Raw genomic sequence first — 24,334 nt, 5'->3', positions numbered from 1 at the left:
TGAGTGAAGACGGGCCGGTCCCTCTAGCCATAGCGGCTAAGTGTTACATTAGTGCGGCTAATATCACGTCATACGCACGTAAATTTCTTTTGCTAAACCCGAGTCTATCGAGATGGTTTTGGGGGAGCGAGGACGTGGCAAATATTGTCCTTTCGCGCATTGAAAAGTCTTTTTCACAGGAACGGGTACTCAAGGGCATCGACCTGGAAATCAGGGACGGAGAGTTCCTGACGCTGGTCGGCCCGTCAGGCTGCGGCAAGTCGACCCTGTTGCGGATCATCGCCGGGCTCGAAGCACAGAACAGCGGCTCGGTCCGTATCGGCGAGCGCCTGGTCGACGGGGTCCGGGCCAGCGACCGGGACCTGGCCATGGTCTTCCAGTCCTATGCGCTCTATCCGCATCTGACCGTCAAAGAGAACATGATGACGCCCTTGCGTCTGCGCGATTTGAGCGTCGCGCAGCGTTTGCCGATGCTCGGCCGTTTCCTGCCCGGCGCTGCAGGGAAGCTGAAGACCATGTCGCAGGCGGTCGCGGAGACCGCTGAAGTTCTGAAGATCGAGCCACTGTTGGCACGTAAGCCCGGCCAGCTCTCGGGTGGGCAGCGGCAACGCGCGGCCCTGGGGCGGGCGATGGTGCGCCGTCCCGTCGCCTTCCTGATGGACGAGCCACTGTCGAACCTGGACGCGGCCCTGCGGGTTCATATGCGTACCGAGCTGAGCGATCTGCACCGTCGGTTAGCGTCCACCTTCATCTACGTGACGCACGACCAGGCGGAAGCCCTGACCATGTCGACCCGCATGGCGGTGATGATGGGCGGTGAGATCCTGCAGCTCGACACGCCGTCACGGATTTATGCCGATCCGGCGAACCGGCGCGTTGCGGAATTCGTGGGTAGCCCAAAGATCAACCTGCTGCGCGGCGATCTGGACTCTTCCGGTCGCGTCACGCTCTTCGGGCGCAGCCTGGAGCGGCGCGTTGCGGCGGCGCCGCAGGAGATTGCCGTTGGCCTCCGGCCCGAGCACCTGACCATTGCCGGGGTCGTGGAAGGCGAGGAAATCGTGACGGCGGATGTCCGCAGTTTCGAGAACCTGGGCTCGGACATTTTCCTGCATATGAGCGTCAACGATGGGCGCGAAACCCTGACGGTGCGCTCCAATCCCGAAGTTGCCGCCCATCTCTCGACCGGCGACCGCGTGCGGGTCGGACAGCTCCGGGGTGCGGCGATGGTCTTCGGCCGTGACGGTGAGCGCCTGCGCTTCGAGGAAACGACCCAGCTTGCCCGTGAGGTCGCGTGATGAGCAGCCGCGCCATGACTGGCCGGACTGCGCCGCTCTGGTTCGTCGGTCCCGCCGTGATCCTGATGCTTGTCATCCTGATCGCGCCGATCGTGATCGCGGGCGGGCTGTCCTTTACGGACTACAGCCTTGGGAACGACAACGCGCGCTGGGTCGGCACCAAGAACTACGAGAAAATCGCGAGCCACTCGACCTATACCAAGATGCTGCGCTCCACGGCGATCTACGTGCTGACCGTGGTGCCGATTTCCGTGGCGCTCGGGTTGGGCGCGGCCCTGCTGATCAACTCGCTCAAATTCGGACGGGATCTCTATAAGACCATTTTCTTCCTGCCGGTAATGGCCGCGCTGCTCGCCATGGCCATCGTCTGGGAATTTGCGCTGCATCCCACCATCGGCATGGTCAACGACACGCTTGCCGCCGGCTGCGGCACCTTCGTTCAGTCGGTGTTGGACTGGGGCTGGCTGCCCTTCGTGAACGGGGCGGAGACCTGGTATGGCCATGCCTGCGCGAGCAACGACTTTCCGCTCTGGCTGCGCGACCGGGACTACGCGATCTGGACCATCTGCTTCATCGGGATCTGGCAGGGCTTCGGCTTCAACATGGTGCTCTACCTCGCAGGCCTGACCGGCATCCCGCGCGAGTTGCTGCAGGCCGCTGAGATGGACGGCGCGCGCAGCGCCTGGGAGCGTTTCCGGCTGGTGACCTGGCCCATGTTGGGGCCGACCACGGTCTTCGTCGTGACCATCTCCTCCATCCGTTCCTTTCAGGTTTTCGACACGGTTGAAGCCCTGACCCTAGGGGGGCCTTCCAAGACCACCTACGTCATGATGTACGCGATCTACGAGAAGGCGATTAAGCAGAACCTTATGGGGATGGGGGCTTCGATCACCATCGTCTTCCTGGTCTTCGTGCTCTTCATCACGCTGGTGCAGCGCTATCTGGTTGAGCGAAAGGTGCACTACGCATGATCCCGGCGCATTACATCGGCGAAGGCTGGAAGCATCTGGTGCTCATCCTGAGCGCCATCATCGTAATCCTGCCCTTCTACGTCATGCTCAGCTACTCCTTTAAAAGCCCGGGCGAGATCGACCGAAATGAAGGCGGCTTCTTCGGCGCGCAGGAGCCGATGGTGGATGAGCGCTGCGTCGTGGTCGGCGGCAGCCGCGAAGACTGCACATTCCTTCCGGTCGTCTTCAATTACAGCAAGGCCTTCTCGGAAGCGCCGCTGCTGCGCTACCTCTTCAATGGTGTCGTGGTCACGCTGTCGATCTTCCTGATACAGGTCATTGTCGCGCTGCCATGCGCCTATGCTCTCGCCAAGCTGCGTTTCAAGGGCCGGGAGTTCGTCTTCGGCATGGTGCTCTTCTGCCTGCTGATCCCGGTGCACGCCATCGCCCTGCCGCTCTACATCATGCTGGCCAAGGTGGGCCTGACCAACAGCTATGCGGCGCTGATCATTCCCTGGACCATCTCGGTCTTCGGCATCTTTCTGATGCGCCAGTTTTTCATGACCGTGCCGGACGATCTGATCGACGCCGCGCGCATGGACGGCATGAGCGAGCTTTCCATCGTCTGGAAGGTCATGCTGCCGACCGCCGTGCCCGCGCTGCTGGCCTTTGCGATCTTTTCCGTCGTGGCGCACTGGAACGATTACTTCTGGCCGCGCATCGTGGTCACGGGAAACCGGGATCTCTTCACGCCGCCCCTGGGCCTTCGGGAGTTCAAGGGCGATGCGGACGGCAGCTTTTATGGACCCATGATGGCGACGGCCACCATCATCGTCACGCCTCTGATCGTGGCGTTCATGCTCGCGCAGCGGCGCTTTATCGAGGGGATCACGCTCTCGGGTATGAAATAGCCAAACGAGAGAATTTTTAACTGTGAGGGCGATTCACGGTCTTGATTGGCTCAATCATGAACGATCGCACTCAGGGGAGTTCCGGCAACAGCCGGAAAAACGAAGGGACCCGGTCCGTCGCCAAACCAACCGGGTCCCGCACAGCGAAAGAGAGAGACAATGAAACGCACACTCGCCACCGCCGCGCTCGTAGCGGTATCCCTTGTAGCAACCGCGCAGGCGGAGGAAAAGGTGAAGATCGAATTCGCCTATCCTTACTCGCACCTCTTCGATGTGACCTACGAAAAGATCATGCCGAAGTTCAATGCGCAGTATCCCAACATCGAGGTTTCGATCCGCGCGACCTACGAAAACTATGAGGATGGCACCAACACCATCCTGCGCGAAGCCGTCTCGGGCAACTTGCCGGACGTCACCATGCAGGGCCTGAACCGTCAGGCGATCCTGGTCGAGAAGGGCATCGCCCGCTCGTTGGAGCCCTACATCAACAAGGAAGCCGATTTCGCCAAGGATGGCTATCACGACGCCATGCTGACGCTCTCGACCTTCAACAACGAGGTTCATGGTTTGCCGTTCTCGGTGTCGCTGCCGGTCGGTTACTACAACATGGATCTGATGGCGAAGGCCGGGATCACCGAATTCCCCAGCACCTGGAGCGAAGTGGTCGAGACCTGTAAGGCCCTGAAGGCCAACGGCGTCGAAAACCCGATCTTCTGGGGCTGGAACATCACCGGCAACTGGTTCCTGCAGGCCCTGATGTGGAGTCAGGACGAAGCCACAATCGAGGGCGGCAAGTTCAACGTTGCGGGCGATGCGGGCCTGACGGCGCTGGAGACCATGAAGACCCTGTTCCGCGAGTGCGAAATGAAAAACCTGGAATGGAAAGAGGCGCTCTCCTCCTTCTCCGCCGGTCAGGTGGCCATGATGTTCTGGTCGACCTCCGCTGTCGGTGCCGTCGAGCGTTCCCAGGGCGATTTCACCCTCAAAACCGGTCCTTTCCCGGGCATCGCGGGCACGCCCAAAGGCCTGCCGGCCGGCGGTAACGCCGCCATGCTGGTGTCTCAGTCCGACGATCCCGCTGTTCTGGAAGCCTCCTGGGCCTGGCTGAAGTTCATCACCTCGGGCGAGGGCGCTGCCGATGTGGCCCGCACGACCGGCTACATGCCGCCTAATAAAGCCGCTAACGAAATCATCCTGGCGAACTTCTACAAAGAAAACCCAAACAAGCAGACCGCGGTCGATCAGCTGCCGCTGCTGCGCGACTGGCAGGCCTATCCGGGTGATAACGGCCTGGCGGTCACCCAGGTCATCTACGACGGCATCGAGAGCATTGTTGTGGGTGAGAGCGACGATATGAAGGCCCTTCAGGAAGAACTGGTGGAAGAGGTTCAGAGCCTGCTGCCGGCCGAAGGTTCCTAAGGGACTTTTCGAAAAGCAAGTGCGACCGGCCGGTGGATGTCACCTCCATCGGCCGGTTTTCCCGCCCGCGAGAGAGTCAGCGGGCAGGACGTAGGAACATCCCGCAGGACATGTAACCATGAAGCTGATTCATCTCACCGATACGCACTTCGTTCCCAGAGGCGAGACACTCTACGGCGGCGATCCACGGATTGTGCTCGAGGCCGCCGTGGCAGATATCAATAAACATCACCGGGATGCGGATCTGGTTTGCATTACCGGCGATCTGACGCATTGGGGCGAGCCGGAGGCCTTCGAGAGCCTGGCTGAGGTCCTGTCGCCGCTCAAGCCGCCTCTGCAGCTCCTGCTCGGCAACCATGATGACCGGGCGGTCTTTTCCGAGCACTTCCCCGATCAGGCCCGGGACGAAAACGGCTTCGTGCAGTCGGTACGCAAGACGGCCCAGGGTCACTTGATCTTTCTCGATACCAACCTCGAGGGCACACACGCCGGTTGGTATTGCGATACCCGCCGCGCCTGGTTGAAGGCGCAGCTCGCGACGGCAGAAGAGCAGGACGCGCCGGTGTTACTCTTCATGCACCATCCGCCTTTTCCCATCGGCCTCGCGCCACTCGACCGGATTTCGCTGCAGGAGCCGGAAGCCTTTGCGGCGACCGTCGAACCCTATGCCGGACGCATCCGTCATCTCTTCTTCGGGCACATTCACCGGCCTCTCTCGGGGAACTGGAAAGGGATGTCCGTCTCCAGCCTGCGCGCCATGAACCATCAGTGCTGGTTCGACCTGGAGGCGGAGTCCGCCATTGCCGGCAGCTTCGAGCCGCCGGCCTACGCCGTGGTGCTGATCGGCGACGACAGCGTAGTGATCCATACCCACGACTTCCTGGACAAAAGCCGGAAGTTCAGCCTGCGCGAAAGTCCGGTCGAGGACTGGGCGGTGAGGTACGCGCACCCCTAAATCGAGTCTTACCTGTCACTGAAAAGCGGTTGCCCTCCTTTGGCACATGTGGAGTAGTTGCGTCGGGCGAACGGCGAAGCTCTGTGTCTAAGGGAGAGGCAATTGCACGACAAAGGACTTGAGGACGACATCCTGGCGGCGGTCGACGCCGGTTTCGATGCGCAGCTGGCCTTCACGCGCGATCTGGTGCGCTTTCCCTCGGTGCGGGGGCAGGAACACACCGCACAGGATTTCATCTTCGAGGCGTTGAAAAGCCGCGACCTTGCCATGGACCGCTGGGCCATCGAGGTCGGGGAGATCGAACATCACCCTGGATTTTCGCCGGTCAAGGTTGACTACAGCAACGCCATCAACGTGGTGGGCACCCATAGACCGCGCGAAGAGCAGGGGCGCTCGCTGATCCTCAACGGACATATGGATGTGGTGCCCACGGGGCCCCTCGAGATGTGGAGCCATCCGCCTTACGAGCCGCACCTGGAGGGCGACTGGCTCTACGGCCGGGGCGCGGGCGATATGAAAGCGGGGATTGCGGCGAACGTCTTTGCCCTGGATGCCCTGAAGTCTCTTGGGCTGCAGCCTGCCGCCCGGGTTCATGTCCAATCCGTGACCGAGGAAGAATGCACTGGCAACGGCGCGCTCTCCTGCCTGGTACGCGGCTATCGCGCCGATGCGGCCATTATTCCCGAGCCCATGGACGGCAAGCTGGTGCGCGCCAATGTCGGCGTTCTCTGGTTTCGGGTTCATGTGCGCGGCATTCCCGTGCATGTGCTGGAAGCCGGGTCCGGCGCAAACGCCATCGAGGCGACCTTCCCGCTGATCGCGGCCCTACATGAGCTGGAGGTGAGTTGGAACGAAGAGCGGGTCCATCAGAAGCACTTCGAAGAGACCGATCATCCCATCAACCTGAATGTCGGCAAGATCGCGGGCGGCGACTGGGCCTCATCGGTCCCGGCCTGGTGCTCCATCGACTGCCGGATCTCGATCTATCCCGGTTGGAACCCGGCGGAGCGTGCGGCGGAAATCGAAGCCTGCCTTCGCGCGGCGGCCCAGAAAAATTCCTTCCTCGCCAACAATCCGCCCGAGGTGGAGTGGAACGGTTTCTTTGCCGAGGGCTATGTGCTGGAGGAGGGCAGCGATGCCGAGCGCCTGCTGGAGACCGCCCACATGTCCTCTCACGGGAAGCAGCTCGAGAGCATGGTCACCCCGGCCTATCTCGACGGGCGTGTCTTCATGCTCTACGACGACTGCCCCTGTCTGGTTTACGGACCCTACTCGGAGGGCATTCACGGTTTCGACGAGCGGGTCAGCCTGAGTTCGATCAAGCGGGTGACCGGCACCATTGCGCTCTTCATCGCGGATTGGTGCGGGTTGGAGAAGACGGGATCTGATTGAGTTTCAAGACTCGATTTCTGCGCTATCGCCGACAGAAATTTTTCCGGGCTTGATTACCCGGCAGCAGACACCGCCGCGCCAGTCCGGCTCCAGGGCTTGGCGCAGGCCCGGACTGGCGTCGTCCATGCGGCTGCAGGGATCGGTCTCGCAGTGGACTTCGAGGATGGCGTCGCCGATCCTCAGGCGCGCGCCCTTTGTATCTTTGAGATCAAGGCCTTCGATCAGAATGTTCGCGCGTCGGGTTGTCCAAGGCAGGTCCTTACCATGCTCCTTGCAGGTTTCTTCCCAGGCCTCGCGGGACAGAACCGAGACCTGGCGGCGGCGGAGTTTGCCGCGGTAATCGCCTTCGAGACCGGTCTCGGGGGTAAGGTCCGCCGTCTGGATTTCTTCCATGGGCGCGTGGCTTTTCGATTTCCGGGCGATGCCCAGAAGCTTTCCTACCGTGGGCAGCTTTCCCGTCATGGGCACTTTCCCCATCAGCTGTAGAGGTCCGCGCGTGTCGGAGGAAGACCGGAGAGGCCGCGGGTGCGTTTGGAGGCGACCGTCTGGAAGATATTCAGGGTGCCGCGCTCGAAGGCCATGGAGACTCCGGAGAGATAGAGCACCCAGAGGCGGTAACGCTCGGCGCCAGCTTCGGCGATGGCGGCCTCCTTGTTGGCGATCAGCCGCTCGGCCCAGAGGCGTGTGGTGCGGGCGTAGTGTTCGCGCCAGGCTTCCACGTCGTGCACCTCGAAGCCATAGGCCTCAAGATTGCGGACCGACATGCCGATGTGATCAACCTCGGCGCCCGGGAAGATGTATTTGAGCATCGAGGTGTATTCAGGGCGCTTGCGGTTGAACTTGGCATCGGTGGATTTGCCGCGTCGGGCGATGGAGTGATGCAGGTAGATGCCCCGGGGCTCCAACAGGCGGTTGACGGTATTGAAGTAGCTTTCGTGATTGGCAATGCCCACATGTTCGAACATACCGATGGAGGAGATTTTGTCGAAGGTGCCTTCCAGGTCCCGAAAGTCGCGCAATTCGACGGAAACCTTGTCGAACAGGCCACGTTCGGCGATCCGTTCGCGCGCCAGCTCAAGCTGCTCATCCGAGAGGGTCACGCCCAGGGCCGTCACCCCGTAATGCTCGGCAGCGTGGCAGATGAGAGCGCCCCAGCCGCAGCCGATATCCAGCAGCCGTTCGCCGGGCTTCAGCCGCAGCTTTTTGCAGATCATGTCCAGCTTGTCGCGCTGGGCGGTGTCGATGTCGTTGGACCAATCCGTAAAGTAGCCGCAGGTGTAGACCATCTCCTGATCGAGGAAGAGACGGTAGAAGTCGTTGGAGACGTCGTAATGATAGGCGATGTCCGCTTTGTCGCTGCCCTTGCCGGCGGTGGAGCCGTCACCCAGGCCATCGCCTGAGCCGTCCGACTTTTTGCGGGCAAGGAGCAAGGGCAGGGCGGCTTTCAAGATGAGGCCCTTGTTCAGCCGTTGGCGCAGAACTCTTGATTTGAACTTCGGGCGCCGCGTGGCGAGTTCGAAGAGAGTACCACCCCGGATCTCGATGTCGCCGGCAATGTAGAGGTCGATCAGGGTCTTGGCTTTCGGACGACGCAAAAGCCGTGGCAGAGCCATTTCATCGGTAATTACGAGGCGGAGGTCGGTCTCGCCGGTTTTCCCGGGTGGAATGCTGGAACCGTCCCAGAGCTCGATGCTGAATTCCAGTTCCAGTTGCTCGTGAATATGGGTAAGCGCCCGGCGGGCCGCATCGAGACGGTTTTGTCCCTGGCTGGACGGCATAGAAACTCCTGCAGAGTGATGATTGAAGACGCTGGAGGGCAGCGACTCCAGTGTTTGCGCGCGATGCTAGCCAAGCTCCGGGATCGCCGCAACGCTACTTGAAAAGGTTCCCGGAACCGGCGTGCTTCAGCGGCAAGGCGACAGACCCAGGATCAGTGCTGCCGCGCCGCCACGATAAGGCACTCGATCTCAGTCTCGCCGAGGGCGCGGCAAGCCTCAAGCCGGTTCAGACCTTTTACCAGCACGTAGCCCTTTTTGTCGTCACGTCGTACCTGGATCGGGCTTTGTTCACCGTCCTCGAGCAGGCTCTCGGCCCGCTCGGCGATCTTCGCCTCGTCGATCTCTTTTTTGAACTTCGCAGGGACGTAGATGTCTTCGATGGCTATCTGGTGTGTTTTCATCCTGGAACCGCCGCCGTCAAACCGGCTTTAAGCCGTTCGATGGATGAGGTGGTAGCCGAAGGGGGTCTCGACAACACCGCTGGTGCCTCCGACGTCGAGACCAAAGGCCGCCGTCTCAAATTCCGGTACCATCATGCCCCGGCCGAAAGAACCGAGGTCGCCACCGCTCTGGCCGGAAGGGCAGTCGGAATGCGCGCTCGCGAGTTCGCCAAAGTTGGCGCCTTCGTCGAGTCGGGCCTTGAGGCTCTCGATTTCGCTCAGGGCTTCGTCTTTGGAACGGGTTGCGCTGGAGCGTTCCGATCCTGCATACATGAGTAGGATGTGCGAAGCAGCGACTTGGCCAGACATGAGGAACCTCTTGTAAAGAAAGTGAAATTTTTGAACACCTTTCGATAGCTGCCAAAAGGCTTCTTGCAAAGCTTTAACAGATTGAAAATAGTTTGTCCCGCAACCAATTTCTTATGGTAAAGGATTGCGTTAACCGAACTTCGCAAGACTTTAGAAAAATGTGATGTTTACTGTCGATTCCTGAGAACGAGAGAATAGAAAGCGAGAAGGAGTGGACCACATGGCATCGACCGGACGGCAGGACCAACGCCGCAGGTACCGGCGCTACCGGTCGACCAACGGTGCTACCCTGAGGTTGGGATCCGATTGGAATCCCTGCTCTGCCGTGGACGTTTCGGGCGGTGGTGTGTTCCTGGAAACGTCCGTCCGCCCACAGATTGGCGACCCGGTCGAAATGAAAATCGATGTGCTGGGTGATTTCACCGGAACAGTGGTGCGGCACGCCTGGAACGGCATTGGCGTGAAGTTTGACGAGGTCGACTTCAAGAACGAAGGTCTGGCCATGAACCTTGCCAATCCCAACCGCCGGCGGTTTCACTAAAAGCGATAGTTTCGTCGTCTCGTTTAACTATCTAATTTATAGGATATTTTTGCTCTTCTCGTTTGAGACTTGAACAAAGAAAAAGCGGCCAACTCGCGTTGTGCCGCTTTTGTCGTGAGGCCTGTGCCGGCTTCTTAAAACATCAGGTGATGTTGAAGCGTTGCAGGACGTCAGCCAGATCATCACCGAAACTCGGACCGCGACGGATCAGGCCGGAATTCATCGGCAGTGTGGCAAGATCCGGGTGATTAGGTTCCAGGCTGGTCAAAACCGCGACGGGAATGCTCTTCGTGGAGGGCATGGCCGCCAACGCGCAGGCGAGATCCACACCACTCAAACGCGGCATGACCACTGTGGTAATCACGAGATCAGGACGGGTTTCGACGATCAGGCCAATGGCTTCGAGCGGATCCAGAACGGTCGAGACCCGGTATCCGCAAGCGGCCAGTTCGCGCCCGACAACGTGCGCAGCCGAGCGCTGAGGCAGCACTAATGTGACCTCGGTATCCGTGATCGACACATCGCTGACTTCAAATGTCATCATATGCGGCAGATTGCGGACAACCTCGGCGGTTTCCTCAGAAGTGACGTAATCACCGTCGAGAAGCGCACTGATCCGGTCACCAAAGGTCTGAAGGTCCGGAATGTGACTGTCCTCGATCGATTTCACCGAGGAGAGATATTCGTCGAGGCGGTGGGTAATCGGCGCAAGGCCGTTCACGGCCACGGTCCGGGCTTTCAAACGGAGGTTGGCAGCATCCTGCGACAGGAGCTTAGCGGCTTCATCTCTCGCAAGACTGCCCGTTCTGACCTGCTGCAGACGGATTTCCAGATTGGACACGACGTCCCGGGCTTCATCGAGAACTTCGCTCTCTGCGAGTTCGTCGACCTGTTCCTCGGACATCAAGTGTGCCGCGTTCGTGCTCATAATCATCACCCTCGAAATTTTTCGCAGGATAAGCGCTAGGTGTTAAAGGCTTCCTAAGAAAACCACAGCGGGTGCGTGTAATTGAACTCTAGAGTCATGTAATTACAGATTGTTGTGTTCAGTAGATACATGACAAAGAGCAGGGCAACCTGAGCGGGTTGTCGCCGGTTCAAAGCAAAAGTTGAAGAATTGAAGAGTGGTTATTCGCCGGAGAGGAATCTGTCAGGACCGGTGACCCTGCCCAGGCTATGGCGGTCGACGGCGATAGCTTTGACCATTGCATAGATTTCGCGGCCGGGCTCCAGCTTCAGACTCATCAGAGCCCGCTTGGTGATCCGGGCCCACACCGCCGCGCCGCCTGCCTCCAGCCGCAGATCGATCTGAGGACCTGTTTCGCTACCTATGGCGACGATCGTGGCCTTGAAAACGTTTTGTATACTGATGTCAGCAGGGGGTGTTAGAGCCAGGGAGACATCGCGGGCTCTGATCCGCAGCCGCAGCAGGGTTCCGGTCGGAACATCCAGCAGCGGGATCCGCAGGGTGCCGCCGCCGAATTCCAGTTCCGTCAGGGCAAATTCGTTATCGTGCGAAGACACTCTGGCACTCAGGACAGCGCCGGCTTCGTAGCGTCCGGTTAAGGGCCGCAGATCAAGACGGCCCATCACATCGTCCACCGCGCCAACCGCCTCGACCCGGCCATCGGAGATCAGCACCATTGTATCCGCGAGTCGGACGATTTCTTCCATGCTGTGGCTGACATAGATGATCGGCACATCGAATTCGTCGCGCAGGCGCTCGATAAAGGGCAACACGTCCTCCTTACGCGCCTGATCCAGCGCCGCAAGGGGCTCATCCATCAAGAGAAGGCTGGGATTTGCAAGCAGGGCGCGACCCAGGGCAACCCGCTGCTTCTCGCCACCTGAGAGCTTGCCGGGGTGCCGTTCGAGCAACGCCTCGATCCCGAGCATCTCCACCACCTGTTCCAGTTGGATTCTGCGCTCCGTTTTCGGCGCGCGCTTCCAGCCGTAGAGCAGGTTCCTGCGCACCGTCAGGTGGGGAAAAAGCCGGTCTTCCTGAAAGACATAACCAAGCCGGCGTTCCTGTGGCGGTACATTGATTCCTTTTGAAGAATCAAAGAGAACCCGGTCTTTGACGACCACCTCGCCGCGTTCCGGGGTGAGAAGACCTGCGAGCATATTGACGATCGAGGTTTTGCCGGAACCCGAGCGGCCGAACAAGGCGATCACGCCAGAGGATTCGCATTCAAATCTTGTATTCAGATGAAAGGCTTTGAGGCTTTTCTCAACGTCGACTTTGAGCATCGGCGCGGGACCCTTTAGCCGACCATCCGGGTGCGCAGCCGGCGCGCCAGGATTTCGGAGATTGCGAGGGCCGCGAAGGAGAGGGCGACGGAGAGGATGGCGAGGCGAAGGGCGGCCAATTCACCCTCGGGTGTTTGGATAACGCTGTAGAGAGCAAGAGGAATGGTCTGTGTGATGCCCGGGATATTTGCGGCGAAGGTAATGGTTGCACCGAACTCGCCCAGACTGCGGGCGAAGGCCAACAGGCTGCCGGCTAGGATGCCGGGCGCGATCAGCGGAAGCGTCACGGTGAAAAAAACGTTCCAATAGCCCGCACCCAGTGTAAAGGCCGCGGCTTCTAGGTTCCGGTCGACGAGTTCAAGTGCCAGTCTGATCGACCTGACCATCAGTGGAAATGCCATCACTGCAGCGGCCACTGCAGCGCCCTGCCAGGTGAAGGCCAGGGTGATATCGAAAAGACGATACAGCCATTGCCCCAGGAAGCCTTCCCGTCCCAGGAGGATCAGCAAGAGGTATCCGACCACGACAGGGGGCAAAACCAACGGAAGATGAATGATGCCGTCCAGAATGGGTTTTCCCGGAAAGCTATAGCGCGCCAGGATCCAGGCCACCGCAATGCCCAGGGGCAAGCTGACCGTGACGGCGAAAAACGCCACCCGAAGGCTCAACTGCAAGGCTTCCAATTCCATGGGGGTGAGAGAGACCATCAGATCAGCGGCTTTCGTTATCTGTCACTGAAGTGCTCCCGATGGGCTGAAGCCATGCCGGGCGAAGATTTTTGCCGCTTCGGGACCAGCCAGAAATCCATAGAAATCCTCGACTGCCTTCGAGTGCCTGTCGGTCACGATGGCAAGCGGATAGATGATCGGCGGATGGCTGCCGGGCGGGAAAGTGCCGACGATTCCGAGCTTCGGCAGGATCAAGGCATCGGTCTCATACACGATCCCGGCAGCCGCTTCGCCACGTTCGACCAAAGCGAGGGCGGTGCGGACATTCCCCGAAAAGGCCAGCTTGTCGCTGTAGTCATCCCAGAGATCGAGGCTTTGCATCGCCGCCTTTGCGTAGATACCGGCCGGGACGTGCGCCGGGTCGCCGATCGCCAGGCGGCTCGTTCCGAGAATTTCTCCAAGTGGCAAAGAGGGCGACAATTTCTGGTGTTGGCCTCCGCTCTCGGCTTCATTGTTCGGGCCGACGACCAGGACCAGCCGGTTGCCAAACAAGGCGCGTTTACTCTTCGGATCGACGGCGGCTTTGTCGATGAGATGTTCCATCCAGCGTTCGTTCGCCGAAAGAAAGAGATCTGCAGGCGCTCCGTTGACGATTTGTTTGGAGAGAGTGGAGGAGGCGGCAAAAACCGTGCGGACCCTGGTGTCGCTCTGGTCCTTGTAAAGTTCGACGATTTCAGCGAGAGCGTTTGTCGTGCTTGCCGCAGCGAAAAGAGTGACTGACTCGACCGAACTGTCGGCGCGACCCTCATTCGGGGAAGCGAACGCTGCCAAAAAGATGGCCAGGGCGATCCGCGGCAAAGATAAACCGCGGAACGAGAACCTCACGCAGAGCCTATGCCTGTGATAGATGCCGAAGACCGGGGCCTGCATCATCTATTTCCCGTACAGATCTTCTGGATCTTTCAGAACCGGCAATCTGTCCTCCAGGCGGTGATCGTCGGTAAGGACGCGATAAAAGCAGTTCCGCCGGCCTGTGTGGCAGGCGACGCCGGTTTGATCCACCTTCAAAAGCAGGCAGTCACCGTCGCAGTCCAAAGCCAATTCAACAAGCTTTTGCACCTGTCCCGAACTCTCGCCCTTTCGCCACAGGCTTTGACGGGAGCGGGACCAATAGCAGACTTGTCCGGTCGCGATGGTCTCCGCCAGAGACTGGCGGTTCATCCAGGCCATCATCAGGACTTCACCGGTGTCGTGCTGTTGCGCGATCGCTGCGATCAATCCTTTGTCATCGAAGGCAACTTCCTGCGCCAGTGTGTCGGGAAGTGAAATAGCTTCGCTCATCATAAAAGCTCTGTCCGGTTTCTTTCGTGGGTGATGGCAGCCAAGTCTTACTCGGGGGCTAGTCTTACTCGGCGGCCACGGCGCGATTGAGGCGCTCAAAACCCGCCTCGAGATCGGCGATCAGATCGTCGATGTCTTCCAGGCCGGCGTGAATCCGCAAGGAGGGGCCCTGCGCGTTCCAGTCGGTGGCGGTCCTGATCGAGCGTGGATCGGTTGGAACAATCAGGCTCTCGAAACCACCCCAGCTATAGCCCATGCCGTAGAGCTCGAGATGGTTCAGCATTTGATCGACAGCGGACTGCGCGACCGGATGCAAGACAAGCCCGAAGAGACCGCAGGCGCCCGAGAAATCGCGTTTCCAGAGTTCGTGGCCGGGGTCATCGGGCAGAGCAGGGTGCATTACTCTTGCGACCTCGGGGCGCTGCTGAAGCCAGGTCGCTAATGCGACGCCGTTCTTGTGGTGCTGCTCGAGCCTGACCGAGAGCGTTCTGAAACCACGCAAGCCCAGAAAGACATCGTCCGGTGCCGCGCTGTGTCCGAGCGACATGACGCCGCGCCGTACCTTCTCGTAAAAGGCCTGGCTGGTGACGATGATGCCCAGCATCGCGTCGGAATGGCCGACGATGTACTTGGTTCCGGCATGGATGGAGACGTCGACGCCCAGTTCGAATGATTTGCAGTAGAGCGGTGTGCCCCAGGTGTTATCCATCAAAACGGCGGCGCCGGCGGCATGGGCGGCTTCGGCAATGGCGGGAATGTCCTGCACCTCGAAGGTTTGCGACCCGGGTGATTCCGTAAAGACGATCTTGGTATTTTCCCTGATGAGCGAGGCGATATCACTTCCGATCAAGGGATCGTAGTAAGTTGTTTCGACACCGAACTTTGCGAGTGTGGAGTCGCAGAAAGCACGCGCCGGACCGTAAACCGAGTCAGTCATGAGAACGTGATCTCCGGCCTGGACAAAGGACATGATACTGGCCGTGACGGCGGCAAGTCCCGAGGAAACGGCGATGCCGGCATACCCGCCCTCAAGGGCTGCGACCGAATCCTGCAGAGCCATTGTTGTGGGGGTCCCCATCCGGCCATAGGTCACGGCATCCGGCCGCATGCGTATTTCTTTTGCCGCGCGGAGACTTTCGACGTCCTCAAACAGGATAGTGGAAGCGTGATAGACGGGCGGGTTGACCGCACCGTGCTGCTTCTTCGGTTCTCTGCCCAAATGGGTAAGGAGAGTGTTTGGCTTGCGGTGTGAGGGAGACATGCTCTGAAGTCCGTGTACTGGGCTGTTCTGTTCTGTTCATCATTCGGTCCACGGACCCTGTCTGAATCCGGCGACTCTATGGTTATGACAGGCCAGCGGCGGTCATGCCAGTCCTTGGTTTGCTGCCGCAAGGGAGCGGGCAACTTCTGGTTGGAGCCGGATCAAAGCTCAACCTGCAAGGAGGCTGCGGGGAGATCTTCCAAACCTCAAGAAACTCGCGTCTTCATGGTTTTTAGCCGAACTACCACAACCAATCGGACGTGGCGATTTTCAAATAGATGTTTTAAAGCAAAGGTTTAATGTCATTGTCGGGTAACAATTTACTTATCTGTGGTTTAGGCCTGTTGCGTTTCACGCCATGATGGGACATGGTTTGCCTGTGAAGAGTTGCTGTAGGCGACCCGTCGTCGAGGATCCATAGAAGGTCAAGAGGCAATAGCAACGGGCGATTGCAGCGTTCTCACGCCAAAAACAACAAGATTTTTGAATTGAACAGCAGGGAAGATCCTACCAATGAAGCTTGGAAAGTTTCTCTTCGCCGCCGCGGCGGTAACAGCGTTGACCACTGGTGCATCTGCGGGAACACTCGATGATGTAAAAGCCAAGGGCTTCGTTCAATGCGGCGTGACCACCGGCCTTGCCGGTTTCGGGGCTCCAAACGATCAGGGCGAGTGGGCCGGTTTTGACGTGGACTTCTGCCGTGCGATGGCTGCAGCCATCTTCGGTGATGCCGCTCAGGTAAAGTACACGCCAACGACCTCCAAAGAGCGTTTCACCGCACTTCAGTCCGGTGAAATCGACGTCCTGGCGCGGAACACGACCTGGACCTTCTCCCGTGACGTCAATCTCGGTTTCGAGTTTATCGGCGTTAACTACTACGATGGTCAGGGCTTCATGGTCCGTAAGAGCCTCGGTGTAACCAGTGCCAAAGAACTTGATGGCGCTTCGGTCTGCATCCAGACAGGTACGACCACCGAGTTGAACCTGGCTGACTACTTCCGCACCAACGGCATGAGCTATGAGTCGGTTGTCATCGAGACTTCCGCTGAAGGCCGTGGCGTTTATGAGGAAGAGCGTTGCGACGTCTATACGACGGATGCTTCCGGTCTGGCTGCTCAGCGTTCGACCATGGCTGACCCCAGCGAGCACATTATCCTTCCGGAGATTATCTCCAAGGAGCCGCTCGGTCCGCTCGTGCGCCACGGTGACAACCAGTGGGGCGACATTGCCCGCTGGACTCTCGGCGCCATGATCGTTGCTGAAGAACTGGGTGTGACCTCGGCAAATGCCGAAGAGATGGCTTCGACCTCCAAGAACCCGGAAATTCTCCGGCTTCTGGGCGGCGAAGGTGATATGGGCGCACAGCTTGGCCTGCCGGCTGACTGGGCGAAAAACATCATCATGCAGGTCGGCAACTACGGCGAGTCGTTCGAGCGTAACCTCGGTACGACGACTCCCCTGGCCCTCGAGCGCGGCCTGAACGCTCTTTGGACCGACGGCGGCATCCTTTATGCCCCGCCGATGCGCTAATAAAGGCAGAAAAACTGCTTAAAGTGATCTGAAAAAGCACGCCAGGCCCATTGCCTGGCGTGCTTCAGGTCGTTTCAGTTACTGATATCAAGGTTCGGTACAGGGGACCTTGGTGTTCGGTCAGCCAGCAGGGGACGGCATGGCTACACAGAGCATAGATGGCCCTAACCGGGGCTCACTTCTGAGCGATCAACGCACCAGAGCAATTATTTTTCAGGCTTTGGCGTTCTTCTTGGTCGCAGTTTTCTTCATATACATCGGAACCAATACAGCGCGTAACCTCGAGGCCTTGGGTATCTCGACCGGCTTTGGTTTCCTGGATTCACCGGCAGGCTACGACGTTGCCATGTCGCTTATTCCTTATACCGCTACGGATACGCACGGACGTGTCTTCGTCGTCGGCCTTCTGAACACTCTTTCGGTCGCGGTCACGGGAATCATCGCCGCGACGATCCTCGGGGTGATCCTGGGTGTCTTGCGGCTTTCGAAAAACTGGCTGGTCAGCAAACTGGTCTACTGGTACGTCGAAGTTGTGCGTAACGTGCCGTTGTTGCTGCAAATCCTGTTCTGGTACGGTGTATTGCTCGGATTGCCCAGAGTGAGAGACGCAATCCCAGTATTCGAAACCATGTTCTTGAGTAATCGGGGTTTCTACCTGCCGAGGCCAATCCCCGGTGACGGGATCGGGCTCATCGTCATCGCGTTTTTTGTAGCGGTCATTGCCGTTCCCATCATCGCGAGGGTGGCGCGAAAACGCCAGGAGCAGACGGGACAAACCTTCCCGGTTTTTTCGACATCGGTTGCGCTGATTATCGGGCTCCCGGCACTTGCCGCAGTGGTCACTGGCTTTCCTCTGACTTTCGACTATCCCGAAAAAGGCGGATTCAACTTCAAGGGCGGAATGGTCTTGCGGCCAGAGTTCGTCGCCCTGTGGTTTTCGCTGTCCGTCTATACCGCAGGCTTCATCGCCGAAATCGTGCGTGCGGGTATTCAGGCGGTCAGTCACGGTCAAACAGAAGCCGCCTTTTCGCTTGGTCTCAAGCCGAACTGGACGATGCGCATGATTGTCTTGCCGCAAGCGCTGCGGGTCATCGTGCCGCCTTTGACCAGTCAGTATCTCAATCTCACCAAGAACTCGTCGCTCGCCATCGCGATCGGGTATCCCGATCTTGTCTCTACCTTTGGCGGCACGTCCCTGAACCAAACCGGTCAGGCGATCGAGATCATCATGATGACCATGCTGGTTTATCTGAGTATCAGCCTGCTTATTTCCATGCTGATGAACTATTACAACAAGCGCATTGCGCTGGTTGAGCGATGAAGGGGCAGCAGGATGAGTGATATCACGCAAAGCAATGCCCCCGGGCAACACTATCCTCCAGGGGAACATCCGGACCTTCCGCCACCTCCGGGAACGGTCGGGGTCGTCGGCTGGCTGCGAAGCAACCTCTTCTCCAGCATCCCCAACACCATTTTGACGCTTCTCGCGGTATACTTCCTCGTTGTGTCGATCCCGCCCATTCTGGACTGGGTCTACTTCGAGGCGGACTTCACGGGAGCTTCCCGAACGGACTGCACGTCAGCGGGGGCCTGTTGGGCGCTGATCGATGTCCGGCTTAAGCAGTACCTTTTCGGCCTGTATCCATCGGACGAGCTTTGGCGCGTTTATGTCGCAGGTCTGGTTCTGGCTCTTGCCCTGCTTCCGGTGCTTTTTGACAAGATCCCGTTTCGCAAGATCTTGCTGGTCAACACCCTGCTCCTGCCGATTACCGGCTTTTATCTGCTCAGCGGCACTGGATCCGGACCGGATGCATGGCTGACCACCGTGGAAACGCCGCAGTGGGGTGGCCTCCTTCTTACACTGGTGATCGGTGTGACGGGAATTGTGGCCTCCTTGCCGATCGGGGTAGCCCTGGCCTTGGGCAGACGCTCGAATATGCCCGTGGTGCGCGCCATGTGCGTCACCTTCATTGAGTTTGTCCGTGGCGTGCCCCTGATCACGATCCTGTTCATGTCATCCGTGATGGTGCCGTTGTTCCTGCCGGAAGGTGTGAACTTCGATAAGCTGTTGCGGTGTTTGATCGGCGTCTCGCTCTTCTCGGCGGCTTACATGGCGGAGGTGATCAGAGGCGGTCTGCAGGCGATCCCGAAGGGGCAATACGAAGCCGCCGCGGCCATGGGTCTGAGCTTCTGGAAAATGATGTACCTGATCATTCTTCCACAGGCTTTGCGGATTGTTATTCCCGGGATCGTGAACACCTTCATCGGTCTTTTCAAAGACACATCGTTGGTTCTGATCATCGGTTTGTTCGATCTGCTCGGAATTGCGAAAACGGTTATTACCGATGCCAACTGGATCGGGCTTAGTCACGAGTCCTACGCCTTCGTGGCGGTGATCTATTGGGTGTTCTGTTTCGGCATGTCCCGGTACAGCATATGGCTCGAAGCCAAGCTGCATACCGGTCACAAGCGATAGGAGAGAATTTATGTCTGACGCTGTTCAGCGCGTGTCGACTCCCGGAGTTTCCGATGAAGTTGCCATTCAGATTATTGGTATGCATAAATGGTACGGTCAGTTTCATGTCCTGAAGGACATCAACCTGACGGTGCGCCGTGGCGAACGTATCGTTGTTTGCGGTCCTTCCGGGTCCGGTAAGTCGACGATGATCCGCTGTATCAACCGCTTGGAAGAGCACCAGCAGGGGCAGATCATCGTTGATGATATCGAACTGACGGGAAACCTGAAGAACATCGATGCGATCCGGCGGGAGGTTGGGATGTGCTTCCAGCACTTCAACCTGTTCCCGCATCTGACCGTTCTGGAGAACTGCACACTGGCTCCGATCTGGGTCCGGAAGGTGCCCAAGGCAGAAGCCGAAGAGATCGCGATGGAGTTCCTCAACAAGGTGCGGATCCCGGAGCAGGCGGCTAAGTACCCCGGCCAGCTTTCCGGTGGTCAGCAGCAGCGTGTGGCCATTGCGCGCTCGCTCTGTATGAGCCCGCGCATCATGCTGTTCGATGAGCCAACTTCCGCACTCGATCCTGAAATGATCGCCGAAGTGCTCGAGGTCATGGTCAATCTGGCCGAAACCGGTATGACGATGATCTGCGTGACCCATGAAATGGGCTTCGCCCGCAAGGTTGCCGACCGGGTCATCTTTATGGACGGTGGAGAAATCATCGAGCAAAACGAGCCGGAGGAATTCTTCAACAATCCGCAGTCGGAGCGGACGCAGCAGTTCCTCAGCCAGATCCTGGCTCACTAAACGGAAACAAAGGGGCGCGATCGGATGATTGCGCCCTTTTTTTGTCTTATGCTCAAAATCCTATCCCGCTCGGCGATTTTTTTTACGCTTGTTCTGCTCGGGTTTTCCCTGCCGGCCGCGGCCGGCGAGATCCTCGATCAAATCAAGAGCGACGGTCTGCTCAGGTGTGGGGTCCAGGCGGGACAAGAGGGCCTGGCCGTCAAGGATGACAGCGGGAACTGGCGCGGGTTTGAAATCGATCTGTGCCGATCCTGGTCGGCTGCTCTGTTCGGCACGCCGGATCAGGTTTCCTTTGTTGAAGTTGGCCCTGAGACCGGCTTAAAGGCTTTAAACGACGGTCGGATCGATGTCTTGGCCCTGCACGAAGACGCACTCTTCGGGCGGCGTGACGTCAGCTTCGCGGGCAGTGCCTTCGTGAACAGTCTTGGTCTGATGGTCAGGCGTGCGGACGCCTTTTCCAACGCTTTGGAACTTGATGGTGGAAGCGTATGTTTTAGCGGTGACGATGAGGCGAAGGGCCGCATCGAAGCCTTCGCGTCTCAGAACCGGATGACTTTGAATGTCCGAGAGACCGGCTCGATAGAAGAGGGCGTCCTTCAGCTCCGTGAGGGTTCCTGTACCGCGCTGATGGCCGGACGCCTTGCATTGGCCGGCGTCAGAAGCCGGGAAGAGAACGGCGCGGCACTCTATGAGATCCTTCCGGACCTGCTCTCCAAACGCCTGATGGGGCCCGTGACCCTGAGCGGGGACCGGGCCTGGCAGAATGTGGTCCGCTGGGGTGTTTTTGCGATGCTCGTCGCGGAAGAGAAGCAGGTCTCTTCGGAAAGCCTGGCATCTATGGCCTCTTCAACCGAAGATCCTGCGATCCGGCGTCTGCTCGGGTTTGAGGGTGACTTCGGGACGCAACTGGGCCTTGATGTTTTGTGGGCCTATCGGATCGTCGAGGCGGTCGGCAACTATGGTGAAGTCTACGATCGCCACTTCGGGCCCGGACGTCCGACCGAGTTGGAACGGGGACCCAATGCGCTGTGGATCGACGGCGGCCTGATGCGGGCGCCGCCGTTCCAGTAAGCGCCGGCATGGGCGTCAAATACACGTCAAGCCGTTTTCCAGTCGCCGCTTTTGTTCCACCAGCGATGCGGGTTCCTGGAATCGTCGAGACCTTTGCAGCGGCTGCGCAACACCTCGCGGACAAACACGACCGGCTCATAGTAGCTGTGGACCGCATAGATCGCCTCAATCACGCGCTCTAGTACCTGATTGTCCTGCGGAATGAAGAAGGACATTTCGTCGACGCCGGGCCGTTTGCGGATCTCCTCCTCGGCGCCTGTCGGCGTGCCTTCCCTCGGCCGGTAATACTCCTGGCCGCTGGATGTTCGGAAGCCGTTCTTGTCTGTCTTGCCATGCTGGAGGGGCGTGTGGATTGTGATTTCCTCGAAGATGCGGTCGATATCCTCGACCGGCGCCTGAAAAGTTACGAGCCAATGCGGTTCCATCAACATGGAGTGTGTTTCAAAACCGTCTTTTAAAATTTTCACCTGTTCCATGAATTTGTTCCAACGTGCTGCTGAGGTGGATGACTATCCGCACATTGGAACAGAAGGCTCCTGACAACATTCTGTCACGAGAGAGAAGGCTGCCGGCCATTGGTCGCGGCCATCCATTCATCGATCAGATGCCGGCCACTGTCAGCAAAGCTTTCCTTGAGGAATTCGAGCCGGTCAATGCGGTCGACCCGAAAGTGCCGAAAATCCTCGCGCAGCTCGCACCAGGCACAGACCAGTTCCACTTCGACATAGTAGGCAACTGCGATTGGCCAGATGATACGTGTCGTCACCTGGCCGTTGGCGTCCTGGTAATCGATTTCGAGTTTTTTGCTTTCCCGTATGGTCTTTCGGATCTCCGCCAGATCGGTCAGCGGAGAAGGCTCCGCGCCATAATCGCAAACGAAAAAGGGCCGCTTGTCGAGAGAGCCAACGCGGTCGCTCGGCAGGACTGCTTCGACCTTCGCGAGGATAGATTGGGCCGCGCGATGAAGGCCCTGATCACTCGTGCGCCGCAAAAGGCTCATGCCGACCAGCAAGGCTTCGGTCTCATCCGAGGAGAACATCAGCGGCGGCATATCGAAACCCGAGCGCAGGACATAGCCGATACCGGCGGCACCTTCGATGGGAACCCGGCTGGCTTGCAGCGTCACGATATCGCGATATATGGTGCGCACGGTCACTTCGAGCCGTTCCGCAATCTGGTCCGCAGTCACAGGACCGCTTGCGGAGCGCAAAATCTGGATAATGTCGAACAAACGGTCAGCGCGTCTCAAGTTTCTACTCTCCTGACGGCGGTTCCATGTAAAACCGCCGATCGCCAAAGGAGGCGCGGCAGCCCCACTTTCTGGATTGTTTTCATGTCAAACGCCTTGATTATCATCGATATGCAGCTTGGGTCCTTTTCACCCAGAACGCTTCGTTACAACTCCGAGGCCGTGGTCGCGCGTATCAACGCTCTTGCTGCAAAATGCCGTGCCGAGAATGGCAGAGTGATCTTTGTTCAGCATGACGGTCCTGAAGGTGATCCTCATCACCCGGACGAATCCGGATGGCACTTACTGCCTGAACTCGACGCCCGAGAGGGAGACCTCACTGTTCGAAAGACCTCCTGCGATTCCTTTCTCTCGACGGATCTCGACAAGGTCCTCCGCGCTGATCGCATCGGGCGCCTTGTGATTTGCGGCTGCGCGACGGAGTTTTGTGTCGATACCACCGTTCGCACTGCCCTGGGGCGCGGATATCATACGACCGTTGCTGCGGATGCGCATACCACCGCCGAACGTCCGCATCTTTCTGCGAAGGACATTATCGCTCATCACAACGCGACCTGGGCCGACTTCATCTCGCCCGCCGGTCCGGCGCAAATCTGTGACAGCGCAGACGTCGAATTTATCTGAATAGCACAATATTACTGACAACATTATGTCAGGAGGTGTCTCGTGAACGGCGATTTCGGCGACAAAGAATGGGGTTACGCCGGAAAAGCGCCGGTCAGCCTGGGGTCGTCGATGATGATGTTTTCCTGCTTGTAAGGCACGAAGCCGCAGCGCTGATAGACCGGCAGGGCTTTGGGATGATCCAGGGTGTTGGTGTGCAGATGCACCCGTTCCGGACTGTAGCTCCATGCTATGTCGATCGCCGAGGCCAGCAGGTAGGGGCCGAGGCCTTGTCCGATGAACTCCGGCAGCAGGCCGAAATAGGCCAGTTCGACTTCCTTGTCGATCCGGCGATCGAGCTCGGCGTAACCCGCCGGTGCCCCTTCCACATAGAGCACGTAGATTTCGACCATGGGGTCATGGATGATTTTTTGCAGGCTCTCGTCATCCATCGTCCGCCGTTCCCACCAGAACCAGGGTTCGCCGACGCTGTTGTAGAGAAAGCGGTAGAAGGAGAGGGGCGGCTGTTTGCAGCCCAGGAGAGCGACCGTGCGGTCACCGGTCAACTTCGGGATCTGCTGGAGCGGACGTTCGGTCATCTCAAGGTAGGTGATGGTGTTCTCGAGCTTGCCATCGGTTCGCGGGGCATCGTTGGCCGGCGTCGGCATGCCGTCGATAAGCCAGCGCTGCATGATATGACAGTTGTTCTGGTGATACCCGACCCGGCGGTAGAAGTTTTTGACGCCGAGATTGTTCTCTCGGATCAGAAGCTCGACTTTCGGAACATTGCGGTCGCGCAACCAATCCTCTGCTGCAGAGACCATGGCCGAGGCAAAACCCTTGCCCCGGTGCTCCGGTGCGCTGGCCAGGTAGTTCAATCTGCCGCGATGACCGTCGTTGCCGACGCAGATCGTGGCCACGATCTCGTCGCCAAGGACCCCGAGCAAAATCTCCGAGGAGGGGTTCTCGATCCAGCGCGCGATATCCTTATCGGGATCGTTGTACCAGACCAAAAGGCCGCAACGGTCCCATAACGCCACCACCTGGTCCCGGTCGGCCGTTGTATAGTTGCGGAGTGTCAGATCGGTTTTCCCGCCCACGGCTT

At 58.8% G+C, this 24,334-nt stretch carries 26 protein-coding genes; 13 read left to right on the top strand and 13 right to left on the bottom strand.

The annotated features are described in order from the left end of the window. Positions 1 to 134: 134 nt before the first annotated feature. The 6 genes from FKG95_RS17120 to FKG95_RS17095 all read left to right on the top strand — a co-directional run bounded on the left by FKG95_RS17120 (position 135) and on the right by FKG95_RS17095 (position 6,922). The gene (locus FKG95_RS17120; RefSeq protein ID WP_142897591.1) at positions 135 to 1,295 is read left to right on the top strand and encodes an ABC transporter ATP-binding protein; all 1,161 of its coding nucleotides are present in this window, start codon (positions 135 to 137) and stop codon (positions 1,293 to 1,295) included. 14 nt (positions 1,296 to 1,309) lie between these two features. Then, positions 1,310 to 2,266 carry a carbohydrate ABC transporter permease gene (locus FKG95_RS17115; protein WP_218940229.1) on the top strand — a complete coding sequence of 319 codons (957 nt, stop codon included), beginning with the start codon at positions 1,310 to 1,312 and terminating at the stop codon, positions 2,264 to 2,266. Then, complete coding sequence (locus tag FKG95_RS17110) at positions 2,263 to 3,156, top strand: carbohydrate ABC transporter permease (protein WP_142897589.1); 894 nt, start codon at positions 2,263 to 2,265, stop codon at positions 3,154 to 3,156. The genes FKG95_RS17115 and FKG95_RS17110 overlap by 4 nt, the downstream gene beginning before the upstream one ends. A gap of 159 nt (positions 3,157 to 3,315) precedes the next feature. Then, complete coding sequence (locus FKG95_RS17105) at positions 3,316 to 4,575, top strand: ABC transporter substrate-binding protein (protein ID WP_142897588.1); 1,260 nt, start codon at positions 3,316 to 3,318, stop codon at positions 4,573 to 4,575. A 118-nt stretch (positions 4,576 to 4,693) separates the two neighbouring features. After that, positions 4,694 to 5,530 carry a phosphodiesterase gene (locus tag FKG95_RS17100; RefSeq protein WP_142897587.1) on the top strand — a complete coding sequence of 279 codons (837 nt, stop codon included), beginning with the start codon at positions 4,694 to 4,696 and terminating at the stop codon, positions 5,528 to 5,530. 102 nt (positions 5,531 to 5,632) lie between these two features. Then, complete coding sequence (locus FKG95_RS17095; protein WP_142897586.1) at positions 5,633 to 6,922, top strand: ArgE/DapE family deacylase; 1,290 nt, start codon at positions 5,633 to 5,635, stop codon at positions 6,920 to 6,922. Positions 6,923 to 6,925: 3 nt separating this feature from the next. Here FKG95_RS17095 and FKG95_RS17090 read toward each other — a convergent pair whose 3' ends face one another. The 4 genes from FKG95_RS17090 to FKG95_RS17075 form a co-directional block, all read right to left on the bottom strand. Next, complete coding sequence (locus tag FKG95_RS17090; RefSeq protein WP_142897585.1) at positions 6,926 to 7,384, bottom strand: MOSC domain-containing protein; 459 nt, start codon at positions 7,382 to 7,384, stop codon at positions 6,926 to 6,928. Between the two features lie 14 nt (positions 7,385 to 7,398). Then, on the bottom strand, positions 7,399 to 8,700 hold the full coding sequence (locus FKG95_RS17085) for an SAM-dependent methyltransferase (protein WP_142897584.1): 1,302 nt from the start codon (positions 8,698 to 8,700) through the stop codon (positions 7,399 to 7,401). Between the two features lie 152 nt (positions 8,701 to 8,852). Continuing rightward, positions 8,853 to 9,101 carry a ParB N-terminal domain-containing protein gene (locus FKG95_RS17080; protein WP_142897583.1) on the bottom strand — a complete coding sequence of 83 codons (249 nt, stop codon included), beginning with the start codon at positions 9,099 to 9,101 and terminating at the stop codon, positions 8,853 to 8,855. Between the two features lie 27 nt (positions 9,102 to 9,128). After that, positions 9,129 to 9,449: a peptidylprolyl isomerase gene (locus FKG95_RS17075; protein WP_142897582.1), complete on the bottom strand. Its 321-nt coding sequence runs from the start codon at positions 9,447 to 9,449 to the stop codon at positions 9,129 to 9,131. A 220-nt stretch (positions 9,450 to 9,669) separates the two neighbouring features. On the opposite strand from FKG95_RS17075, the gene FKG95_RS17070 reads away from it, so the two are divergent. Continuing rightward, positions 9,670 to 9,990 carry a PilZ domain-containing protein gene (locus FKG95_RS17070; protein WP_142897581.1) on the top strand — a complete coding sequence of 107 codons (321 nt, stop codon included), beginning with the start codon at positions 9,670 to 9,672 and terminating at the stop codon, positions 9,988 to 9,990. A 142-nt stretch (positions 9,991 to 10,132) separates the two neighbouring features. Here FKG95_RS17070 and FKG95_RS17065 read toward each other — a convergent pair whose 3' ends face one another. The 6 genes from FKG95_RS17065 to metC form a co-directional block, all read right to left on the bottom strand. After that, on the bottom strand, positions 10,133 to 10,918 hold the full coding sequence (locus FKG95_RS17065) for a response regulator (RefSeq protein WP_179954136.1): 786 nt from the start codon (positions 10,916 to 10,918) through the stop codon (positions 10,133 to 10,135). 200 nt (positions 10,919 to 11,118) lie between these two features. Further along, the gene (gene modC, locus FKG95_RS17060; protein WP_142897579.1) at positions 11,119 to 12,240 is read right to left on the bottom strand and encodes a molybdenum ABC transporter ATP-binding protein; all 1,122 of its coding nucleotides are present in this window, start codon (positions 12,238 to 12,240) and stop codon (positions 11,119 to 11,121) included. A 14-nt stretch (positions 12,241 to 12,254) separates the two neighbouring features. After that, positions 12,255 to 12,947 carry a molybdate ABC transporter permease subunit gene (gene modB, locus FKG95_RS17055; RefSeq protein ID WP_142897578.1) on the bottom strand — a complete coding sequence of 231 codons (693 nt, stop codon included), beginning with the start codon at positions 12,945 to 12,947 and terminating at the stop codon, positions 12,255 to 12,257. Between the two features lie 24 nt (positions 12,948 to 12,971). Continuing rightward, on the bottom strand, positions 12,972 to 13,841 hold the full coding sequence (modA, locus tag FKG95_RS17050) for a molybdate ABC transporter substrate-binding protein (protein WP_142897577.1): 870 nt from the start codon (positions 13,839 to 13,841) through the stop codon (positions 12,972 to 12,974). Continuing rightward, positions 13,842 to 14,249 carry a phosphoribosyl-AMP cyclohydrolase gene (gene hisI, locus FKG95_RS17045; protein WP_218940233.1) on the bottom strand — a complete coding sequence of 136 codons (408 nt, stop codon included), beginning with the start codon at positions 14,247 to 14,249 and terminating at the stop codon, positions 13,842 to 13,844. A 64-nt stretch (positions 14,250 to 14,313) separates the two neighbouring features. Further along, positions 14,314 to 15,510, bottom strand: a complete 1,197-nt coding sequence (metC, locus tag FKG95_RS17040) for a cystathionine beta-lyase (RefSeq protein ID WP_142897575.1) — start codon at positions 15,508 to 15,510, stop codon at positions 14,314 to 14,316. A 513-nt stretch (positions 15,511 to 16,023) separates the two neighbouring features. Here metC and FKG95_RS17035 point away from each other — a divergent pair. The 5 genes from FKG95_RS17035 (at position 16,024) to FKG95_RS17015 (ending at position 21,377) form a co-directional block, all read left to right on the top strand. Further along, positions 16,024 to 17,040 (top strand): amino acid ABC transporter substrate-binding protein, encoded by a 1,017-nt coding sequence (locus FKG95_RS17035; protein ID WP_142897574.1) that lies wholly within the window; start codon positions 16,024 to 16,026, stop codon positions 17,038 to 17,040. A 139-nt stretch (positions 17,041 to 17,179) separates the two neighbouring features. Then, complete coding sequence (locus FKG95_RS17030; RefSeq protein ID WP_142897573.1) at positions 17,180 to 18,361, top strand: amino acid ABC transporter permease; 1,182 nt, start codon at positions 17,180 to 17,182, stop codon at positions 18,359 to 18,361. Positions 18,362 to 18,373: 12 nt separating this feature from the next. Continuing rightward, positions 18,374 to 19,516: an amino acid ABC transporter permease gene (locus FKG95_RS17025; RefSeq protein WP_142897572.1), complete on the top strand. Its 1,143-nt coding sequence runs from the start codon at positions 18,374 to 18,376 to the stop codon at positions 19,514 to 19,516. Between the two features lie 10 nt (positions 19,517 to 19,526). Continuing rightward, positions 19,527 to 20,306 (top strand): amino acid ABC transporter ATP-binding protein, encoded by a 780-nt coding sequence (locus FKG95_RS17020; RefSeq protein ID WP_142897571.1) that lies wholly within the window; start codon positions 19,527 to 19,529, stop codon positions 20,304 to 20,306. Positions 20,307 to 20,330: 24 nt separating this feature from the next. Continuing rightward, positions 20,331 to 21,377 carry a transporter substrate-binding domain-containing protein gene (locus FKG95_RS17015; RefSeq protein WP_142897570.1) on the top strand — a complete coding sequence of 349 codons (1,047 nt, stop codon included), beginning with the start codon at positions 20,331 to 20,333 and terminating at the stop codon, positions 21,375 to 21,377. Positions 21,378 to 21,403: 26 nt separating this feature from the next. On the opposite strand, the gene FKG95_RS17010 is transcribed toward FKG95_RS17015, so the two are convergent. Further along, entirely contained in the window at positions 21,404 to 21,853 is a 450-nt protein-coding gene (locus tag FKG95_RS17010) for a YqfO family protein (protein WP_218940228.1), read from the bottom strand. A gap of 74 nt (positions 21,854 to 21,927) precedes the next feature. Beyond that, positions 21,928 to 22,626 carry a helix-turn-helix transcriptional regulator gene (locus FKG95_RS17005; RefSeq protein WP_179954135.1) on the bottom strand — a complete coding sequence of 233 codons (699 nt, stop codon included), beginning with the start codon at positions 22,624 to 22,626 and terminating at the stop codon, positions 21,928 to 21,930. Positions 22,627 to 22,710: 84 nt separating this feature from the next. Between FKG95_RS17005 and FKG95_RS17000 the strand changes: the two genes are divergently transcribed. Beyond that, the gene (locus FKG95_RS17000; protein WP_142897568.1) at positions 22,711 to 23,250 is read left to right on the top strand and encodes a cysteine hydrolase family protein; all 540 of its coding nucleotides are present in this window, start codon (positions 22,711 to 22,713) and stop codon (positions 23,248 to 23,250) included. A gap of 74 nt (positions 23,251 to 23,324) precedes the next feature. Here FKG95_RS17000 and FKG95_RS16995 read toward each other — a convergent pair whose 3' ends face one another. Further along, entirely contained in the window at positions 23,325 to 24,329 is a 1,005-nt protein-coding gene (locus FKG95_RS16995) for a GNAT family acetyltransferase (protein WP_142897567.1), read from the bottom strand. Between the last annotated feature and the right edge of the window lie 5 nt (positions 24,330 to 24,334).

The sequence above is a fragment of the Denitrobaculum tricleocarpae genome, assembly GCF_007004665.1.
Taxonomy (GTDB): Bacteria; Pseudomonadota; Alphaproteobacteria; order Kiloniellales; family Kiloniellaceae; genus Denitrobaculum; species Denitrobaculum tricleocarpae.
The sequence above is the reverse complement of the archived record's forward strand: the minus strand, read 5'-3'. Positions and strand labels throughout refer to the sequence as shown.

Bases quoted from the DNA above. Each gene is read 5' to 3' on its own strand.
- FKG95_RS17115 (WP_218940229.1), top strand. From the start codon at position 1,310: ATGACTGGCCGGACTGCGCCGCTCTGGTTCGTCGGTCCCGCCGTGATC.
- hisI (WP_218940233.1), bottom strand. From the start codon at position 14,249: ATGAGCGAAGCTATTTCACTTCCCGACACACTGGCGCAGGAAGTTGCC.
- FKG95_RS17105 (WP_142897588.1), top strand. From the start codon at position 3,316: ATGAAACGCACACTCGCCACCGCCGCGCTCGTAGCGGTATCCCTTGTA.
- FKG95_RS17075 (WP_142897582.1), bottom strand. From the start codon at position 9,449: ATGTCTGGCCAAGTCGCTGCTTCGCACATCCTACTCATGTATGCAGGA.
- FKG95_RS17010 (WP_218940228.1), bottom strand. From the start codon at position 21,853: ATGGAACAGGTGAAAATTTTAAAAGACGGTTTTGAAACACACTCCATG.
- FKG95_RS17020 (WP_142897571.1), top strand. From the start codon at position 19,527: ATGTCTGACGCTGTTCAGCGCGTGTCGACTCCCGGAGTTTCCGATGAA.
- FKG95_RS17035 (WP_142897574.1), top strand. From the start codon at position 16,024: ATGAAGCTTGGAAAGTTTCTCTTCGCCGCCGCGGCGGTAACAGCGTTG.
- metC (WP_142897575.1), bottom strand. From the start codon at position 15,510: ATGTCTCCCTCACACCGCAAGCCAAACACTCTCCTTACCCATTTGGGC.
- modC (WP_142897579.1), bottom strand. From the start codon at position 12,240: ATGCTCAAAGTCGACGTTGAGAAAAGCCTCAAAGCCTTTCATCTGAAT.
- FKG95_RS17070 (WP_142897581.1), top strand. From the start codon at position 9,670: ATGGCATCGACCGGACGGCAGGACCAACGCCGCAGGTACCGGCGCTAC.
- FKG95_RS17025 (WP_142897572.1), top strand. From the start codon at position 18,374: ATGAGTGATATCACGCAAAGCAATGCCCCCGGGCAACACTATCCTCCA.
- FKG95_RS17000 (WP_142897568.1), top strand. From the start codon at position 22,711: ATGTCAAACGCCTTGATTATCATCGATATGCAGCTTGGGTCCTTTTCA.
- modB (WP_142897578.1), bottom strand. From the start codon at position 12,947: ATGGTCTCTCTCACCCCCATGGAATTGGAAGCCTTGCAGTTGAGCCTT.
- FKG95_RS17085 (WP_142897584.1), bottom strand. From the start codon at position 8,700: ATGCCGTCCAGCCAGGGACAAAACCGTCTCGATGCGGCCCGCCGGGCG.
- FKG95_RS17065 (WP_179954136.1), bottom strand. From the start codon at position 10,918: ATGAGCACGAACGCGGCACACTTGATGTCCGAGGAACAGGTCGACGAA.
- FKG95_RS17015 (WP_142897570.1), top strand. From the start codon at position 20,331: ATGATTGCGCCCTTTTTTTGTCTTATGCTCAAAATCCTATCCCGCTCG.
- FKG95_RS17100 (WP_142897587.1), top strand. From the start codon at position 4,694: ATGAAGCTGATTCATCTCACCGATACGCACTTCGTTCCCAGAGGCGAG.
- FKG95_RS17110 (WP_142897589.1), top strand. From the start codon at position 2,263: ATGATCCCGGCGCATTACATCGGCGAAGGCTGGAAGCATCTGGTGCTC.
- FKG95_RS17090 (WP_142897585.1), bottom strand. From the start codon at position 7,384: ATGACGGGAAAGCTGCCCACGGTAGGAAAGCTTCTGGGCATCGCCCGG.
- FKG95_RS17080 (WP_142897583.1), bottom strand. From the start codon at position 9,101: ATGAAAACACACCAGATAGCCATCGAAGACATCTACGTCCCTGCGAAG.
- FKG95_RS17030 (WP_142897573.1), top strand. From the start codon at position 17,180: ATGGCTACACAGAGCATAGATGGCCCTAACCGGGGCTCACTTCTGAGC.
- modA (WP_142897577.1), bottom strand. From the start codon at position 13,841: ATGATGCAGGCCCCGGTCTTCGGCATCTATCACAGGCATAGGCTCTGC.